Source organism: Dyadobacter sp. LHD-138, from assembly GCF_030929615.1.
Lineage (GTDB): Bacteria > Bacteroidota > Bacteroidia > Cytophagales > Spirosomataceae > Dyadobacter.
Map to the genome: position 1 here is coordinate 94653 of NZ_JAVFVU010000021.1, position 15446 is coordinate 110098.

The following is a 15446-nucleotide window of genomic DNA, read 5'->3' on the forward strand; positions in this document are numbered from 1 at the left end:
GAATGATACCGAAACAGGCCTATTTAATTATCGATATTGGAACTGGAAATGTTCGTGTGGCGGTCGCTGAAAACAGTGGCAATATACTCAGCGTAGAAAGCGACCATATGCATTACGAAAAGGATTACGCCTACCCCGAATCCATATACTTCGATCCGGATGCACTCTGGGAACAGCTTGTCAGTCTTGCCAAAGTCGCATTATCAAAAGCCGGGGATGTGAAAATTCTGGCAATTACAGCCACCAGCCAGCGGGAAGGGATTGTGGCTATTGACAAATCCGGCAATGCCATGATCGGCATGCCCAATATTGATCACCGCGGCCGGGAATGGGAAAATATTGCAGAAGATAAACAGGAAATTTACCAACGCACAGGCCGGTATCCGACCTCTCTTTTCTCCGCTTTAAAACTGGTGGGATTAGAAAAAAGACAACCCGAGCTATGGCAGAATTTTGAGACATTTCTAAGCATCAGCGACTGGGCGCAATTTAAGCTCAGCGGCATAAAAGGTTATGAACATTCGCAGGCATCCGAAACCCTGCTTTATGATGTCGCCGAAGGGAAATGGTCAGAAAGGCTTTGTACTATTTATGGTTTAAATCCTAATATCCTTCCCCCGCTACACGCCTCCGGAACAATCCTTGGCGATATTCTGCCGGATATCGCCCGTGACCTGAGTATATCTGGCAAGGCGCAAATTGTGGTCGGCGGTTCAGATACCCAACTGGCTATTCTGAGCATTCACCCATCGGTAGATGATGTTGTTGTCGTGTCCGGTACAACGACGCCGATCATTAAAATTACTGATCGTTATATTACAGACGAACAGGAAAGAACCTGGACCAGCAGGCATACCGACCCATCCAGTTTTCTTCTGGAAGCCAACGCCGGTGTTACGGGACTGAATTATCAGCGTTTAAAAGATATTTTCTACCCCAACGAAGGTTATGAAATCATCGAAAAAGAGGTCGAAAACATTTCCAATGCGCAAACTGTGGCTGCTTTGGGATCTTTGCTGGCCGATGAAAAAACGCCGCTGATCCGTGGCGGGTTTGTATTTAACACACCCGTCTCCCACCAGCTGACCCGCGGCGATTTCGTTTTTGCAACACTTTGGGATATCACCTGCAGTATTTTTGAAAATTACAAAAGTTTGTGTCAGGTTAGCGGGCATAGCCTGGACTATATCTGGGTTTGCGGTGGCGGTGTCCAAAGCCGTGTTTTACGGCAATTTATCGCCAACCTGACCGGTAAAAAAGTGATGATCCGCGACAATTACCGGCAAGCTTCCGTGGTCGGCGGGGTATTTGTCTGCAATCAGGCACTTGGGATAGCTACTGAAATCCCTCCTACTTTGGAAGTTGTTTCCCCGCAGCCAACGGAACAGGAAGGCCTTTGGTACGATGATTGGAAAAAGACCCGCTTGGCTTTTAAATCCACTTTATGCCCATGAAAAAGTATTTTTTTGGTATAGATGTCGGCACACAGGGCGTCCGGGTCGTGCTTGTGGATCAGGATGGAGAAATTGCGGGGAGCAGTGAAAAATCATTTCCCCTGACAGAATCTTCCAGAGAAGAACAATCACCTGAACTTTGGTGGGAGTCCTGCCTTGAGTGCCTCCGTAAAATCGTCGATTTCGTTCAAAAAGATGTTGATCTAAATACGATTCTGGCCATTTCCGTCACTTCTACTTCCGGAACGGTTATTCCGATTGACGAAAATAACCAACCACTCCATCATGCGTTGATGTACAGCGATACGCGTCCGGCTCTTGAAGGAAAACACTGCCGAGAAGTAGCCAAAAAGTTTCACCCGACAGGTTATACCGGTTTCAACGCATCCAGCGGTCTGTCAAAAATGGTATGGTTTGCCAATAACTTCCCGGAGACGACCCATCGAATTAAAACCTGGATACACGCGGCCGACTACATCACAGGAAAGTTATCTGGAGATTTTGGCACAACAGATTACACAAATGCGCTAAAATCAGGATTTGACGTAAATAACGGCCACTGGCCCGATTATCTGTGGACACAATTGTCGTTAAAAAAACAATGGTTTCAAAAGGTTGTGCCCTCAGGAAGTGTTGTTGGCGCTCTGCTGCCTGCGTTGCAGGAAAAGTTTAAACTACCGGCTTTGTTTGTAGTCGCTGGCATGACCGACGGCTGCGCGTCGCAGGTCGCGTCAGGCGCAGTGAATCCGGGCAATTGGAATACCACCATTGGTACAACCCTTGTAGTCAAAGGCGTGACTACAAAAGAACTCAAAGACCCGGAAGGCAGGCTATACAGCCATAGGCACCCCGAGGGTTACTGGATGCCCGGAGGCGCAGGAAATATTGGCGCAGACTGGATTACGGCGGGTTTTTCAAGCGATCTGGAGGCACTTAACCAGAAAGCTTCCAGGCTAATCCCAACAAATCACATGGCCTATCCTTTGCTGCAAAAAGGCGAACGGTTTCCATTTATTGCCCCACAGGCACATGGTTTCGCACCCGAAAACATTTCGCGTGAAGAACTTTTCACTGCCAATATGGAGGGCGTGGCTTACATCGAACGGTACGCATACGCGTTAATTGAAAAGCTGGCACATGAAAAAGTGAACGCCGTGTATACGGCTGGCGGCGGAAGTAACAGCGATGTCTGGTTGAAGATCCGAAGCAATGTTTTAAATAAACCGGTATACAAATGTGCCACGGTAACGGGCGCCGTGGGCGCTGCAATTCTGGCCGCTTCCCACACACATTTCAAATCGCTCACGGAGGCCGCCAGCGCTATGACGCATATTGAGAAGGCGGTTTTCCCATCCGAAACATTGGTTAACGCGTACGAATCACGTTATCAGCAATTCGTCTCAACGCTGATCGAAAAAGAATATATTTTTGAAAAAATTAACCAGTCAAAATAAAATGCTTCAGGTTTATTTGCTCCGCCATGGAGAAACTTTCTGGAATGCCGACGGGAATCGTTATTGCGGCGCGACCGACGTCGGTTTGACCGAAAAAGGAATTCAGCAGGCTTATCAGGCCGCAGATCTGTTAAAAAATATAAAATTTGATGCCGTGTACACGTCCCCTCTGCAACGCGCCCATAATACGGCTACCATTGCCTCGGGAAATTATGCTGCCATACAGGTGGATAAGCGTTTAACAGAAGCCGCCTTCGGTGACTGGGAAGGAAAAACGAGAAGCCAGTTCATTTCCGAAAATCCCGGATTATGGAAAGAATGGTCAGAAAATCCTGACGAAACACGTGCCGGAAACTGTGGCGAAACGGCCATGGAAGTCGTTAGTCGCGTGGATGACTTTTTTCAGGATATGTCAAAAAAACATGCGAATGAAACCATACTGGTTGTTGCGCATAACGCCGTAAATCGTTTTTATATGGCCTACAAACTCGGTATGCCTTTAAAAAATTACCGCCGACTGGTTCAGGAAAACGCCTCGTTAACCCTGTTTGAACTCGGGACGGAGGAAGATTTCAGTCTGCTAAAACTGAACTGCCGGTAATTGAAATATTTCCACACCCACAAGTTCCTTTTATCAAATCAAAATTATTTATGAAGAACAAAATTATTCGGGCCGCATTAACCTTCGGGATCTTATCGGGAACAATTTCCGCAAATGCTCAGGATAAAATGCATGTTTTGAAGCTCAAAACGGCAAAAGATATGCATGCTTTCTTTCAATATACCGGCAATGATGTTATGCTGATCGCCGGTCACCGTGGCGGCATGGTAAAAGGATTTCCGGAAAATTCCATAGCCACCTTTGAAAACACACTCCGGCATACGCCCGCTTTTTTTGAAATTGATCCGCGGCTGACGAAAGACAGCGTTATCGTACTGATGCATGATGCAACACTGGACAGAACCACGACGGGCAAAGGAAAATTATCCGATTATACTTTTGCCGAGCTGAAACAATTCCGGCTGAAAGATGCCGAGGGAAATGTTACCCATTATGGCATCCCTACCCTGTCGGAGGTCATTGAATGGGCGCGGGGAAAAACGATTATCAATCTTGACCACAAGGATGTGCCGCTGGCCATGACGGCTGCTTTGATACGAAAACATAAGGCCGACGCCTTTGTGATGCTCACCGTTCACAGTCCGTCGGAAGCCCGGTTTTATCTTGATGATAACAAGGACCGCACTTTTTCTGCGTTCATAAAAACCAAAAAAGAGTTTGAAGCCTACGAGCAGGCCGAGGTTCCTTTCCCACAATTGATTGCATACATAGGGCCATTGGTCAAACCGGATAATAAGGAATTGTATGACCTTCTGAATAAAAAAGGGGCGATGTGCATGATCTCGGCTGCCTCTTCCTATGACAAATCCAAAACCGCTGAGGAGAGAAAAGCTGCTTACATCGCTATCGTAAAAGACGGTGCGTCCATTCTTGAATCCGATTATCCCATTGAGGCTGCGACGGCCATACAGGATCTGATCAAAAAGGACAGCCCCAAGCAAAAGTTTTTTAGCAAAAAGTAGGAAAATGGGGATGAAATAGTTCCGCTATTCCATCTCCATTCTCTTACCTTCTTTATAACGCCACAAGATCCGACTCCCTGAAAGTATCTTCGACCGACTCCCCAACCGCGTTGTTAAATCTACACCGCACCTCCCCGGCAAATTCAGAGGTTGCTTCATCCACGACATTTTTAACGACTGTCATTCCATGGGTTCCTGTTTTCACCTTGACCCAGGCTCCTTGTTCAAATTTCGGCTTGCTCATGATTTCTGGTTTTTAGGCATATAACATTTCCTTTTTGCAACGGGTTTACATCAACTAAACCCGAGGCTTTCATATGAACGTATTATATCTCTCCAACATTTCTCCTACTACTTTCGTGCCAGAAAACGCCACAGCTAGCGATTCCGTGAAAGCAGCCGTTTAGCATTTTCCGAGGCGCAAATTAATCCGGCGACCATCATGATTACGTCTTTAATGACCAATCGCCCCGCGCCTGATAAATAAGGAAATCCATAACGCGGCGTCGGGAAATCGCCTCCCAAATTGGGAACATAAACTTCCGGCGTGGTTATCAAAAAGCTTAGCGTTACCAATGACATGCCAAATGTCAGCAAGCCACCGATGAGCCCAATCTTCGAAAACCAAATACCTAGCAGTGTCAGCGTACCGATGATCACAATGACCGTCCCTAATCCATAGGAAAAAATGTAGGTTCTATTTTCCTTATGCCAGTCTATGTTCTTTTGTACTGTTTTTCCTTCGGGATTTTTATATTCATTGTATTCCGGCGCTTCTTTACTGTAAAAAAAGGACATCAACGGGCTGTTGGCAACAAATGGAACGATACCATCAGCCTCATATTGATAGACTTTTAGTCCGCCGATCCAGACCATTACTATAAATATTGATAATCGCGTCAGGTTGATAAAATATGACTGGCTATTCGCTAAAATTGTGATTAGTCTATTCATTGTCTTTTATTGTTTTGTTCACTATTGAGCCAAATTATCCCCACGCGAAAATCTCCGCATATGCTACGAAAATCCTCACTACTAAATCGGAGTCGACGTTATAGATAAACGCCCATACAACGGATCTCTACCCACCCTGAAATGCCAATTATTTTTCCGGATCAGATTCAATATCATTCAAACACCACTATACCGGCGATTTGAACGGGGAGTTCACTGCCAACATTTTCCTGTTGTTATTACAAAGATAGACAGGGTTGGCCCGGATCAAAACGAAACTTAACCTATCTCTTCAAATAGGAAAGTCCAATCGAAAGACCAATTTGATAGGGTTGAATTTGAAATTTGGTATCCGGATTTACCATTTTCGTGAAGCTATATTCCACATAAGGGCCAACGTTAAGCCGCGCATTTTCACCTAGCCGAAACTCTTTGCCAATGGCTAAATTCCCCCACAAGACATTTGTATTTGTTTGTAATTCCCGCGAAAACTCCAGACCCACATCTCCAAAGTAATGCTGAAAAACGGATGCACTTTTTATAACGCCATGCCGTTTTATGCCAAGACCGACAAATTTGAGTTTGTTATTCTGTTCGTACTGAATTCCTTTTGGGACAAAAACATAGTCCTTCGAACCCTTACTAAGTTCAAATTCATCAGAGGCAATTTCATACCCAAATGACTGATTCATTTGGCCATAGCTAAAAAGAAACTGAAAGGCGCCTTTTGTCAGACCACCTGTCAATTTGTAGCCGAGCCTGCCTAAGGAAATTTCAGAAGGGACACGTATGTTTTGATAAACAACGCCCGGCGAGGCTTTAACTGTCAGTACCTGGACGGTATTTAAGGAAATTAAATTGACAACAAAGCCAACATCCCGGGTCTTCTTGTCAGCCTTATTGCTTTCCTTTTTAGCGGTATTTAAATCAGCGTTGATCCCCAGCTTTGGTTCAAAATTGTAAGCTAAGTATGGCCTTTTACCGATTATTTCCAGATCATATCCTAGCGCCAATGCCTTATTGCCAAAGGATAAATTGTCGTTTACTTTCTCAAAACTTACCGAATTTAAATTTCCGTCCGGTATGCGCACAAAAGTCCCGGTTCCCCTTGCATCTGACTCATTCGATCGTAAAACACTGTCCTTACTATTTTCATAAGTAGTAACAACTTCAATGGGTTTAAGCACCTTTGTTATATGACCAATCGAAAGCGCTGACTTTTTTTCTTTAATAACCCCTTTTAGTGTTTTGACTGTATTTCTGTCATTCGGAAGCGGAATTAATTTATTTTCGTTTACAGCTGGCTCCACGCCATTTTCTTTTGAATCACGATCTGTGGGAGCATTTTGCAATTTTGTCAAATTCTTGAAAGACGCTACTCTGGAGGCGTCCGCAGCAGTTTTTTCTTTTACTTTAAAAATGGAAAAATACAAAAAGGAACCTAAAAGCAAAAAAGCTATGAATCCGCCAGCTAACAAACTTCCACGCCCGGCGGACTGCCAGTAAGGGACCTTTTGTCTATTCAAAATAATCTCTTCTGATGCTTTTCCTGCTTCCGCTTCAAAGTCATCAAATTTTCGTTTGAGCGCCGCTTTAAGTGCGCTATCGATATCATTATCCCGGGATTTCATAACGATTTATTCCAATTTCCTGTAACTTCTTCATTAAAACACTTCGTGCTCTGTGATACTGAGAGCGCACTGTACCATCCGCTATGGATAACATCGCCGCAATCTCTGCGTGTGTATATCCATCGATTAAATGCAGGTTCACAATCATTCTATACCCATCCGGTAACTGCGCGATAATGTTTAGAATAACCGCTGTGTCCATTCGATCGATCAGAGATTCATAATCCTCCGTCTGAAAACTGGTATCAGAATTATCCAAATCTACGTGAAGCAGCTGCTGCCGTGTGGTTCTGTTGTAATAGTTAATCGCTGTACGGATGACAACGGATTTGACCCAACTGTCAATCGATTCTATTTCCCTAACCTCAGCGATATTTTTGAAGACCTTGATGAATGCTTCCTGAAAAATATCTTCGCCCTCTGCATGTGTTTTTGCATAACGAATACAAACACCTATCAGCTTTGCTTTATATTTTTTATAAAACTCAGTTTGCGCACTGGCTTCAAGCCTTTGACAAGTTCATTCAGAGTCCCGTACTTTTTGCCGCGAAAAAACTTCATTGATCAGGGGTAATGGAAAACAAAGCAATCAGACATGTATTTCAACTTTCACTTCCTGTCATGAACTATTGATATGTTGAGCTGGGATGTGATGACATTGCCATCCAGGTCAAAATCCAAAGCATAGCGGTACCCCCTGACCCCAACGATACCCAACATAAAGATATGATAACCTGAAATGTTATTTTCTGCAAATTTGTAATTCTGGTCGCTAAGTAAAAGTCCGGTGTTTTTAGTGAATTTTTGAATACTTTCAGGAAGATCAGTCAAACGGGAAATGGCTTCAGCCCTTCTAAAAGAAACGATTAATCGTCCTGCGTCATCAAAAACCATTTCACCTGTTTCCCCATTGACGTGATTTGTCCATGCAGTGTACTGCTTTTTGTTATCGTCAAGAACCATAATCTTGGCGATAACATTGGCATAATTATTACTTGTAAGATAGCTGGATATTTTATCATCCAAATCGTAATAACTAAATTTATGGTAGTTTGTCACGGTGACGTCGTAGTCACCTGAAGGCTGATTATAAGTTCTGAACCTTAACAGATAATCCTTCTGATCCACTGTGAACTTCGCCGTATAATTACGATCGCTCGCCTTGGTATTTATAATTTCCCTATAGTCAGACAGAACGCCTTTGTTAGGAGACAGAACAGGGATTATTTCAAAGTATTTTTTAATAGAATCGGGCACCGTAGGGCTGATCAATTTGTGCGCTGCCAGAATCTTGGATGGGTTTAATACAGCATAATACTGCAGTTCCCCATCTGAAAACCTCGCTTCCCATTCTTTGTCCTTTTCAAGCGTCTTTAAGGTAATTTCTTTCGCATTCGGGTAGGCATCCGCCAAAATTCTGGCCACAGTATCCGGAACCTGCTCGATTGGTCCAGGCTGTTCATCTTTTACTTTGCTGCAAGACGAAAGCGAAAATATCAGCAGTGCGAACAGATAGGTGCGGAGATTCAGTAACATGATTTTCATGAGCTATTTGTCGGTTTAATCGTTTCAGTATTCCTGGAAAAGTAATATTAAAAACACAAGTTTTCTACTCAACATGACTGACACCAGGTATATACAAAACCGTTGCATGTAGCAATAAAATAATTGTAAATTTTCGATCGACGTTATAATACGTCCTAACATCTGGACAGCTACTTATATACTTGGCAGCAAGTTGAGCGCAAAACCGAAATTTAAATATGTAACCTTTTATGTATCAATTTATATTAATATCTTGGTGAAATTAATTGCACATACCTTACTATGAAAAATCTACTCTACCTTCTCTCCTTTCTTCTTTTCATTTCCTGCGATCGCAACGATACGGAGCCAGGTGCAAATCCGGAAGTGATCGAGAAACATCAGGCTCCTTTTGGGGTTTCCGATGTTGATGTGAAATTGAAAAAAGTATATCTCAATGACGCCATCGTGGCAGCGTACTTTTATGAGGGGGATCAGCTAATCGAATTTAAGGGATATTCTCCCGCAGGAACTCATCAGTTGTGTGTGAATGGGCTCATCACCAGAAACGGCAAAATGCCAGATCAGTATGCGGTAAAGGCCGCGGAAATATCGTGGCCGGGAGGAATGGTGAATCAACCACTACGACCCGCGTATACATTGAATTTTAGGGAGTCAAAACAGGATACCGTTCGTTATGTTTCAATCAGTAATCAGTTTTATAGTGGCGGCAACGTCTATTCCTTCGTTTATCGCTTTGATAAAAACGGCTATCTTCTCCAATCCGACCGAGGTGCCGACATACCAGCGGGATCTGCGGTGGTTTACGAAAGGGACGTAAGTCACAATATTCGGGAATCGTATGGCACAACGTTTAGCAAAGCCAAGAAAGACCCCTCAACAAAATATGCCTATGATAATCACCCTAATCCATTTTTCAAATTAGGCATGGATCTGGAGGGAAGATTTTCAGTCAAATCATTGAGTCCCAATAATATTACCAAAGAAGAAGTCCCCAACGAAGGCAAGCCATACATTTTGCATTACGACTATGAATATTTGCCGAATGGCTACCCAATCAAAGTTACCGTAACTGCTACACCAGAAGATTGGTTTTCCAAGAAAGTCTACAAGTTCGAATATTGAGTTGCTTCAACATGTTTTTAATATGCTTCAACTTTTCAATTATAATTATTGCTCTGAAACATAAAAGTGAAATTTCTTGCCGTCTCCATGTTTAATGCAAATGCTGCAATGCCAACAAAAAAAATGTGCATTCAAGGGGCTTGAATACACATTTTAGCAACTGGATTTGATCATTTAATGGGCCGTATCAGCACCGATAAACGGGACAACGGCTGCGCCCATATCATATACCTGAAGAGACGGAAGTTGTTTTTTCAGGATGCTTGCCGCCGTTGCCGAGCGATAGCCGGATCCGCAGTGAACCAGCACGGGTTTGGATGTGGGGATCTCCGATAAACGGCTCTCCAATTCCTGCAAAGGAATGTTCACGGTATTCTTAAAAACAGGCTGATTCTTTACCTCCTTTTCAGTCCGTACGTCAAGATAGGTATACTTGTTCTCTTGTGGACGGAACCTGTTTTTATCAAATGCAGCCAGCTGATTCCCATTGGGGGCGTCATAGAAGAATGCGGCCAGGACATTACCTTCATAACCAATAGAAGCTATTTTTTTAAGAGCAGTCTGCAAGCCCGCGTCATCGCTGGCAATCAAATAAAATTTTGATTCCGGCGCCACCAGGCTGCCCAGCCATGTCTCCATGGAGCCCGTTGCCGGTATGTTGATGGCTCCCTTGATATAGGATGCCTGAAAAGCCTGGGAAGCACGGACGTCGATGAGCAATGCCTTGCTTTCTGGCTGATAATTTTTCGGCAAATGTTTGATTTTTGACAGACTCGGCTTGAATGCCGGTGCCCCTTGGTTATTTAATTGCACATCGTGTGCGAAATATTTGGGAATGAACGGCTGATCACTCAGCAATACACTGACAAATTCTGCTTTTGTCCGTTTTTCAAAGGCATAATTATTTTGCTTCTCATAGCCAATTGTCGAGGTGACTGCCTTCCGGATCGATTTTCCACAGAGCGAACCCGCCCCATGGGAAGGATAGACAATCACATCATCGTCAAGTTTGGCAAACTTTTGATGAATGGTATCGTACATCATTTCAGCCAGCTTTTTTCTTTGCTTGTCACTTTCGCTGGAATAGTCCAGCAGATCGGGACGCCCAACGTCGCCAAAAAACAACGAGTCACCACTGAATACAATTCTATCTTTCCCCTCCTCGTATAAGACCACCGCAATGTGCTCGGGGGCGTGTCCGGGGGTGTAAAGGGACCTAAGCCCTACTTTATCCGTCAACCTGATAACCTGGTCTTCGTCGAAAGCGGTTAAGGGATATTGGGATTTCGTTAAACTGCTGGCATAAATGGGTACATCCAGGTTTTGATGGATTTCCAGATGCGAACTGACAAAATCAGCATGCGGATGGGTTTCAATGATCCCGACAATTGAGGCCCCATGCTTTTTTGCAAAGTCGTAGTATACTTCGGGATTTCTTTGCGGATCTATAATAATTACTTTCTTACCGGCCATCACCGCATAGGAAAAATGTGCCAATCCTTTGTCTTCAAATTGCTCCACAGTATAATGAGCAGAACTTTGAAGCATTTTTCCCATAACATTCAAATTGCTGGCCAGCGATACAAAGCCCAGACCAGCGAGGTTGAAAACAAAATTCCGTCTTTCCATCACTGTTTATTGATTTATGTTAAAGAGCTGTTACACCACAGCATTGCCCATTGGATAATGCTGTAATGTTTATTTACAACAGATTAAGACAAAGGTAGACTAGTTTTTTATTTATTCAATAAATCTATTGAATGATTGAATTTGTTGATTATCTTCGTTACATTATCTAGGTTAAAGTATGGAAAAACAGGAATTCAAATCCAGGATCTACAACGAGCTTTCGGCACTTACCAAAGCGATGTCGAATCCATTTCGTCTGCAAATTATTGATTTGCTTGCCCAGGGAAGCCGCACGGTCGAGGAGATTGCCGGGCAGCTTTCCATCAGTATCGCCAATACTTCACAGCATCTCCAGGTTTTAAAAAGTGCCAATTTGGTAACCGTATATAAACAAGGACATTATGCCCACTACCGGGTAGCCAGTGACGAAGTCGTGCGCAGCTGGCATAGCCTACGCGATTTGGGCATTAACCGCCTGGCCGAAATCGACAGAACCCTGAGACAATTCAGGGAGGAAAGGGAGAGTTTTGAGAGTATTTCAATTGATGAACTGCTCCAAAAAATAGAACAGGGCAATGTGATGATCCTGGATGTAAGACCACAAAAGGAATTTGCCGCGGGACATATTACGGGTGCCCGATCTATTCCGATTGATCAATTAGCGCAAAGATTGGCCGAACTATCCGGTGAGAAAGAAACTGTTGTTTATTGCCGCGGACCATTTTGCGTATTTGCCGATGATGCCGTACAAATGCTGACACAGCGGGGCATTCCCTCCAGACGTCTGGAAGAAGGATTTCCAGATTGGAAAATACGCAACCTCCCCGTTACTGCCCTGATTTAACTGCGCGTGACTTTTAACGGCTAATACATCAACAGCTGCTCTCATATCGGGGCGGCTTTTTTTGTTAATATTTGGTTAAATTAATATTTAAACTACCTTTACTAAATATTTAGTCTTGTCTAAATTATAATTAAGAAAAATCTAAATGAACATCCGGTTACTATCCCTTAAATGTTTGATCGCAGGTTTAGTCCTCTTTTCCTGCGATCAAATCTCTCCAAAAGCACCGGAGGAAGATCAAATTTTGGACGGACCTGTCAATGATCTTACCTCCGATCAAAAAATACGTTTTTTGGCGGGAGATGCTGCATTTAATACGGAGATCTTTACCAGCGAGACTGGCCTAGGATCTGTCTTTGTTGCCACCAGCTGCGGTGGCTGTCATGCTGGGGATGGAAAGGGCACTCCTTTTACGACCCTGACACGCTTTGGTCAGACGGATGAAACGGGGAACAAATTTTTACACATGGGTGGTCCACAGTTACAAAATAGGGCATTGCCAGGTTTTATGCCCGAAACAATTCCAGATGGGGCAACTTTTTCAAAATTCACCCCGCCTGCCAATACCGGACTTGGTTTCATTGAACTTGTATCTGATGAAGACATACTAGCCATGGCCGACCCTGACGACAAGGATGGGGATGGAATCTCAGGAGTCCCAAACTATGGCACGCTTCCCGATTTTGTGACGCCGTACGCGCATGCAATGCCAAAGAACGGCAAATACATTCACCGTTTTGGCAAGAAAGCAGCGGCATACAACCTGCTGCATCAAACCGTCAATGCGTACAGCCAGGATATAGGTATCAGCTCTACCTTTTCGCCGTACGATGTTTATCAGGGTCATGAGATCGATCCGGAGGTTTCCAACCTGACCATTCAGAACGTTGTGTTCTATTTAGAAACGCTGAAAGCGCCTATTCAAAGAAACCAAACCGACCCCATTGTACAGCAGGGAAAGCAAACGTTTATCAATATAGGTTGCCAGAGTTGCCACCGGGAAAATCTTAAAACAGGCTCCTCGCCGGTTTCCGCACTTTCCAATAAAACTTTTCACCCTTTTACGGACCTGTTACTGCATGACATGGGTAGCGGACTCGATGATGGCTATACCGAAGGAAGCGCGAAAACAGCTGAATGGAGGACCCCTCCACTCTGGGGGCTTGGCCTTTCTCCTGATTCTCAGGGAGGCCAATATTACCTGATGCACGATGGCAGGGCCCGCAGTATCAGGCAGGCCATTCAGATGCACGGGGGAGAAGGGCAGGCAAGTAACAATAAATTCGAAAAACTGACTGAAACAGACAAAAATAAACTTATCACTTTTCTCGAATCGTTATAACCATGAACAGAAAAGAATTCATTCAAACCTGCGGGGTTTCTTGCCTGGGATTTGCAGGGATTTCAATGGCCCTCACAGGCTGTGCGAGTTTATATTCCGTGCAGGGAACGGTTACAGACAAGACCATTTCTTTCCCCAAGGACTCATTTGTAGAAATAAAAAAATCAGGTAAAAAACTGCCACGGCGGGTTGTGGTGGTCAATGTAGATAATCTCAAATTCCCTGTTGCTGTCTATGACAACGGCAATGACAAATACACTGCTTTATGGCTCAAATGCAGCCACCAGGGCAATGAGGTCAGCGTTCACGGCGACCTGCTTTCCTGCTCCGCCCATGGCAGCGAATATGACACTTTGGGAAAAGTCATCAAAGGCCCTGCGAAAGAAGACCTTCGAAAATTCAATGTCCGCAGTAACGAAACCACCCTATACATTGAACTGGCATGAAGAAATATTTATATACCCTCTTTTTGTTCTTAGCCTCGCAGACCATTTACGCTCAATCAGATAGCAGCTTTTTCTTTTCCCGGATCAAGCAGGATTCAACAAAGCTTAAACTGAATATGGACGCGGTTTACAATCGACCATTTTTACAAATGGGAAAACTACCTGTTGCCCTGGGAGGTTATCTGGAAGCCAACAGCAGCTACTTCACAACGGACGGGATAAGTGAAGGCTTGTCGTTTCAGTTACCCAGGCTCACCATGTTTATGTCGGCCAGTATTCGGCAACGTATCAAGTTTATGACAGAAATTGAATTTGAAGAAGGCGGTAAAGAAATCAATATAGAATTTGCCGCGCTCGATATTGAATTAAATCCTTTGTTTAACCTTCGCGGTGGCGTGATCATGAATCCGATCGGATCTTTCAATCAAAACCATGACGGACCCAAATGGGAGTTTGTGAGTCGTCCGATATCGTCAACGACCATCATACCGAGTACATGGAGCAATGTTGGCTTTGGTTTGTTTGGGAAATATGCACGAAAGAACTGGGTATGGGCTTATGAGGCTTATTTAAGCAATGGTTTTGACGATAAAATAATCAACAATAAAGAAAACCGCACCTGGTTTCCGGCAAGTAAAGCGAACAGTGAACGCTTCGAAGAAAGTTTTAATGGCGTTCCTTTAAAAACGGTCAAAATGGCTGTCAAGCACCGGAAGGTCGCAGAAGTAGGCATTTCCTGGATGAATGGAGTTTACAACAAATTCCAGGACGATGGAATCGTGTTGGATAAAAGAAGACACCTGAATTTTATAGCTGTGGACATAAATACAACCCTTCCAACTAAAACGTCTCTGAACGGTGAATGGGTTTGGGCAAGCGTGGACGTTCCAAAAACATTTTCTCAGCAGTTTGGAAAACGGCAGCAAGGTGGATTTTTGGACATCGTGCAGCCAATCATAAAAGGCAGAATCTTGGGTTGGTCGGAAAGTGTTATTAACCTGTCAACAAGACTAGAATATGTGGATTATAATGTAGGCAAATTTCAAGAAATTGACGCCAACATCGCAGACCATCTGTATGCTACCACAGCTTCGATCAGTTTCAGGCCTTCGCAGCAAACCGTTATCAGGGCTAATTACCGCTACGAGTGGCGCAGGGATTTGTTAGGAAATCCGGCTGCACGGACTGCGGGTTTCCAGCTGGGATTTTCGACCTATTTTTAGTTAATGTAAATTGAGTAGTGCTTAAAATGCAAAATCCTTCGTCATAACGCAACTGACTATTGAAACGCAGATAAAACGCTTCCCGCTCACGCTTCGTCAGGCCTTCCAGATGGGCGGTCAATCTTTGTTTTAGCTCAAATTCTGTTTGCTCTTCCAGCAAAATCGCTTCGTGACTAAAAACAGCGTGTTCCTCCCAATCATCGGCAAGTGGGGCC

The 15446-nt window shown here is 44.0% G+C and carries 15 protein-coding genes; 9 read left to right on the forward strand and 6 right to left on the reverse strand.

The genetic code is table 11. The features are described 5' to 3' along the window. The first annotated feature begins 2 nt into the window (after nucleotides 1–2). The 4 genes from RB622_RS16825 to RB622_RS16840 are packed head-to-tail and all read left to right on the forward strand — an operon-like array spanning nucleotide 3 to nucleotide 4492. Entirely contained in the window at nucleotides 3–1454 is a 1452-nt protein-coding gene (locus tag RB622_RS16825) for an FGGY family carbohydrate kinase (protein ID WP_308047743.1), read from the forward strand. Beyond that, on the forward strand, nucleotides 1451–2908 hold the full coding sequence (locus RB622_RS16830; RefSeq protein ID WP_308047744.1) for an FGGY-family carbohydrate kinase: 1458 nt from the start codon (nucleotides 1451–1453) through the stop codon (nucleotides 2906–2908). The genes RB622_RS16825 and RB622_RS16830 overlap by 4 nt, the downstream gene beginning before the upstream one ends. After that, nucleotides 2883–3509 carry a histidine phosphatase family protein gene (locus tag RB622_RS16835; RefSeq protein ID WP_308047745.1) on the forward strand — a complete coding sequence of 209 codons (627 nt, stop codon included), beginning with the start codon at nucleotides 2883–2885 and terminating at the stop codon, nucleotides 3507–3509. Before RB622_RS16830 ends, RB622_RS16835 begins: the two co-directional genes overlap by 26 nt. Nucleotides 3510–3559: 50 nt before the next feature. Beyond that, a complete protein-coding gene (locus tag RB622_RS16840) occupies nucleotides 3560–4492 on the forward strand; it encodes a glycerophosphodiester phosphodiesterase family protein (RefSeq protein ID WP_308047746.1) in 933 nt (310 codons plus the stop codon). A 52-nt stretch (nucleotides 4493–4544) separates the two neighbouring features. Here RB622_RS16840 and RB622_RS16845 read toward each other — a convergent pair whose 3' ends face one another. The 5 genes from RB622_RS16845 to RB622_RS16865 all read right to left on the reverse strand — a co-directional run bounded on the left by RB622_RS16845 (nucleotide 4545) and on the right by RB622_RS16865 (nucleotide 8622). Continuing rightward, nucleotides 4545–4736, reverse strand: a complete 192-nt coding sequence (locus RB622_RS16845; RefSeq protein WP_308047747.1) for a hypothetical protein — start codon at nucleotides 4734–4736, stop codon at nucleotides 4545–4547. A 134-nt stretch (nucleotides 4737–4870) separates the two neighbouring features. Further along, entirely contained in the window at nucleotides 4871–5446 is a 576-nt protein-coding gene (locus RB622_RS16850) for a DUF417 family protein (RefSeq protein WP_308047748.1), read from the reverse strand. A gap of 284 nt (nucleotides 5447–5730) precedes the next feature. Continuing rightward, entirely contained in the window at nucleotides 5731–7077 is a 1347-nt protein-coding gene (locus RB622_RS16855; protein ID WP_308047749.1) for a hypothetical protein, read from the reverse strand. Next, nucleotides 7061–7537, reverse strand: coding sequence for an RNA polymerase sigma factor (locus tag RB622_RS16860; RefSeq protein WP_308047804.1), 477 nt, complete (start codon nucleotides 7535–7537; stop codon nucleotides 7061–7063). The genes RB622_RS16855 and RB622_RS16860 overlap by 17 nt, the downstream gene beginning before the upstream one ends. A gap of 149 nt (nucleotides 7538–7686) precedes the next feature. After that, entirely contained in the window at nucleotides 7687–8622 is a 936-nt protein-coding gene (locus RB622_RS16865) for a hypothetical protein (RefSeq protein ID WP_308047750.1), read from the reverse strand. 282 nt (nucleotides 8623–8904) lie between these two features. Here RB622_RS16865 and RB622_RS16870 point away from each other — a divergent pair, with 282 nt between their 5' ends. Beyond that, nucleotides 8905–9747, forward strand: coding sequence for a hypothetical protein (locus RB622_RS16870; protein WP_308047751.1), 843 nt, complete (start codon nucleotides 8905–8907; stop codon nucleotides 9745–9747). A gap of 174 nt (nucleotides 9748–9921) precedes the next feature. On the opposite strand, the gene RB622_RS16875 is transcribed toward RB622_RS16870, so the two are convergent. Then, entirely contained in the window at nucleotides 9922–11376 is a 1455-nt protein-coding gene (locus RB622_RS16875) for an MBL fold metallo-hydrolase (protein ID WP_308047752.1), read from the reverse strand. Between the two features lie 178 nt (nucleotides 11377–11554). Between RB622_RS16875 and RB622_RS16880 the strand changes: the two genes are divergently transcribed. From RB622_RS16880 to RB622_RS16895, 4 genes are all read left to right on the forward strand, one after another. After that, nucleotides 11555–12220 carry a metalloregulator ArsR/SmtB family transcription factor gene (locus RB622_RS16880; protein WP_308047753.1) on the forward strand — a complete coding sequence of 222 codons (666 nt, stop codon included), beginning with the start codon at nucleotides 11555–11557 and terminating at the stop codon, nucleotides 12218–12220. 145 nt (nucleotides 12221–12365) lie between these two features. Then, nucleotides 12366–13562 (forward strand): di-heme oxidoredictase family protein, encoded by a 1197-nt coding sequence (locus RB622_RS16885; RefSeq protein WP_308047754.1) that lies wholly within the window; start codon nucleotides 12366–12368, stop codon nucleotides 13560–13562. Between the two features lie 2 nt (nucleotides 13563–13564). Beyond that, nucleotides 13565–14008, forward strand: a complete 444-nt coding sequence (locus RB622_RS16890) for a Rieske (2Fe-2S) protein (RefSeq protein ID WP_308047755.1) — start codon at nucleotides 13565–13567, stop codon at nucleotides 14006–14008. Then, nucleotides 14005–15231: a hypothetical protein gene (locus tag RB622_RS16895; protein ID WP_308047756.1), complete on the forward strand. Its 1227-nt coding sequence runs from the start codon at nucleotides 14005–14007 to the stop codon at nucleotides 15229–15231. Before RB622_RS16890 ends, RB622_RS16895 begins: the two co-directional genes overlap by 4 nt. Nucleotides 15232–15446 lie beyond the last annotated feature (215 nt).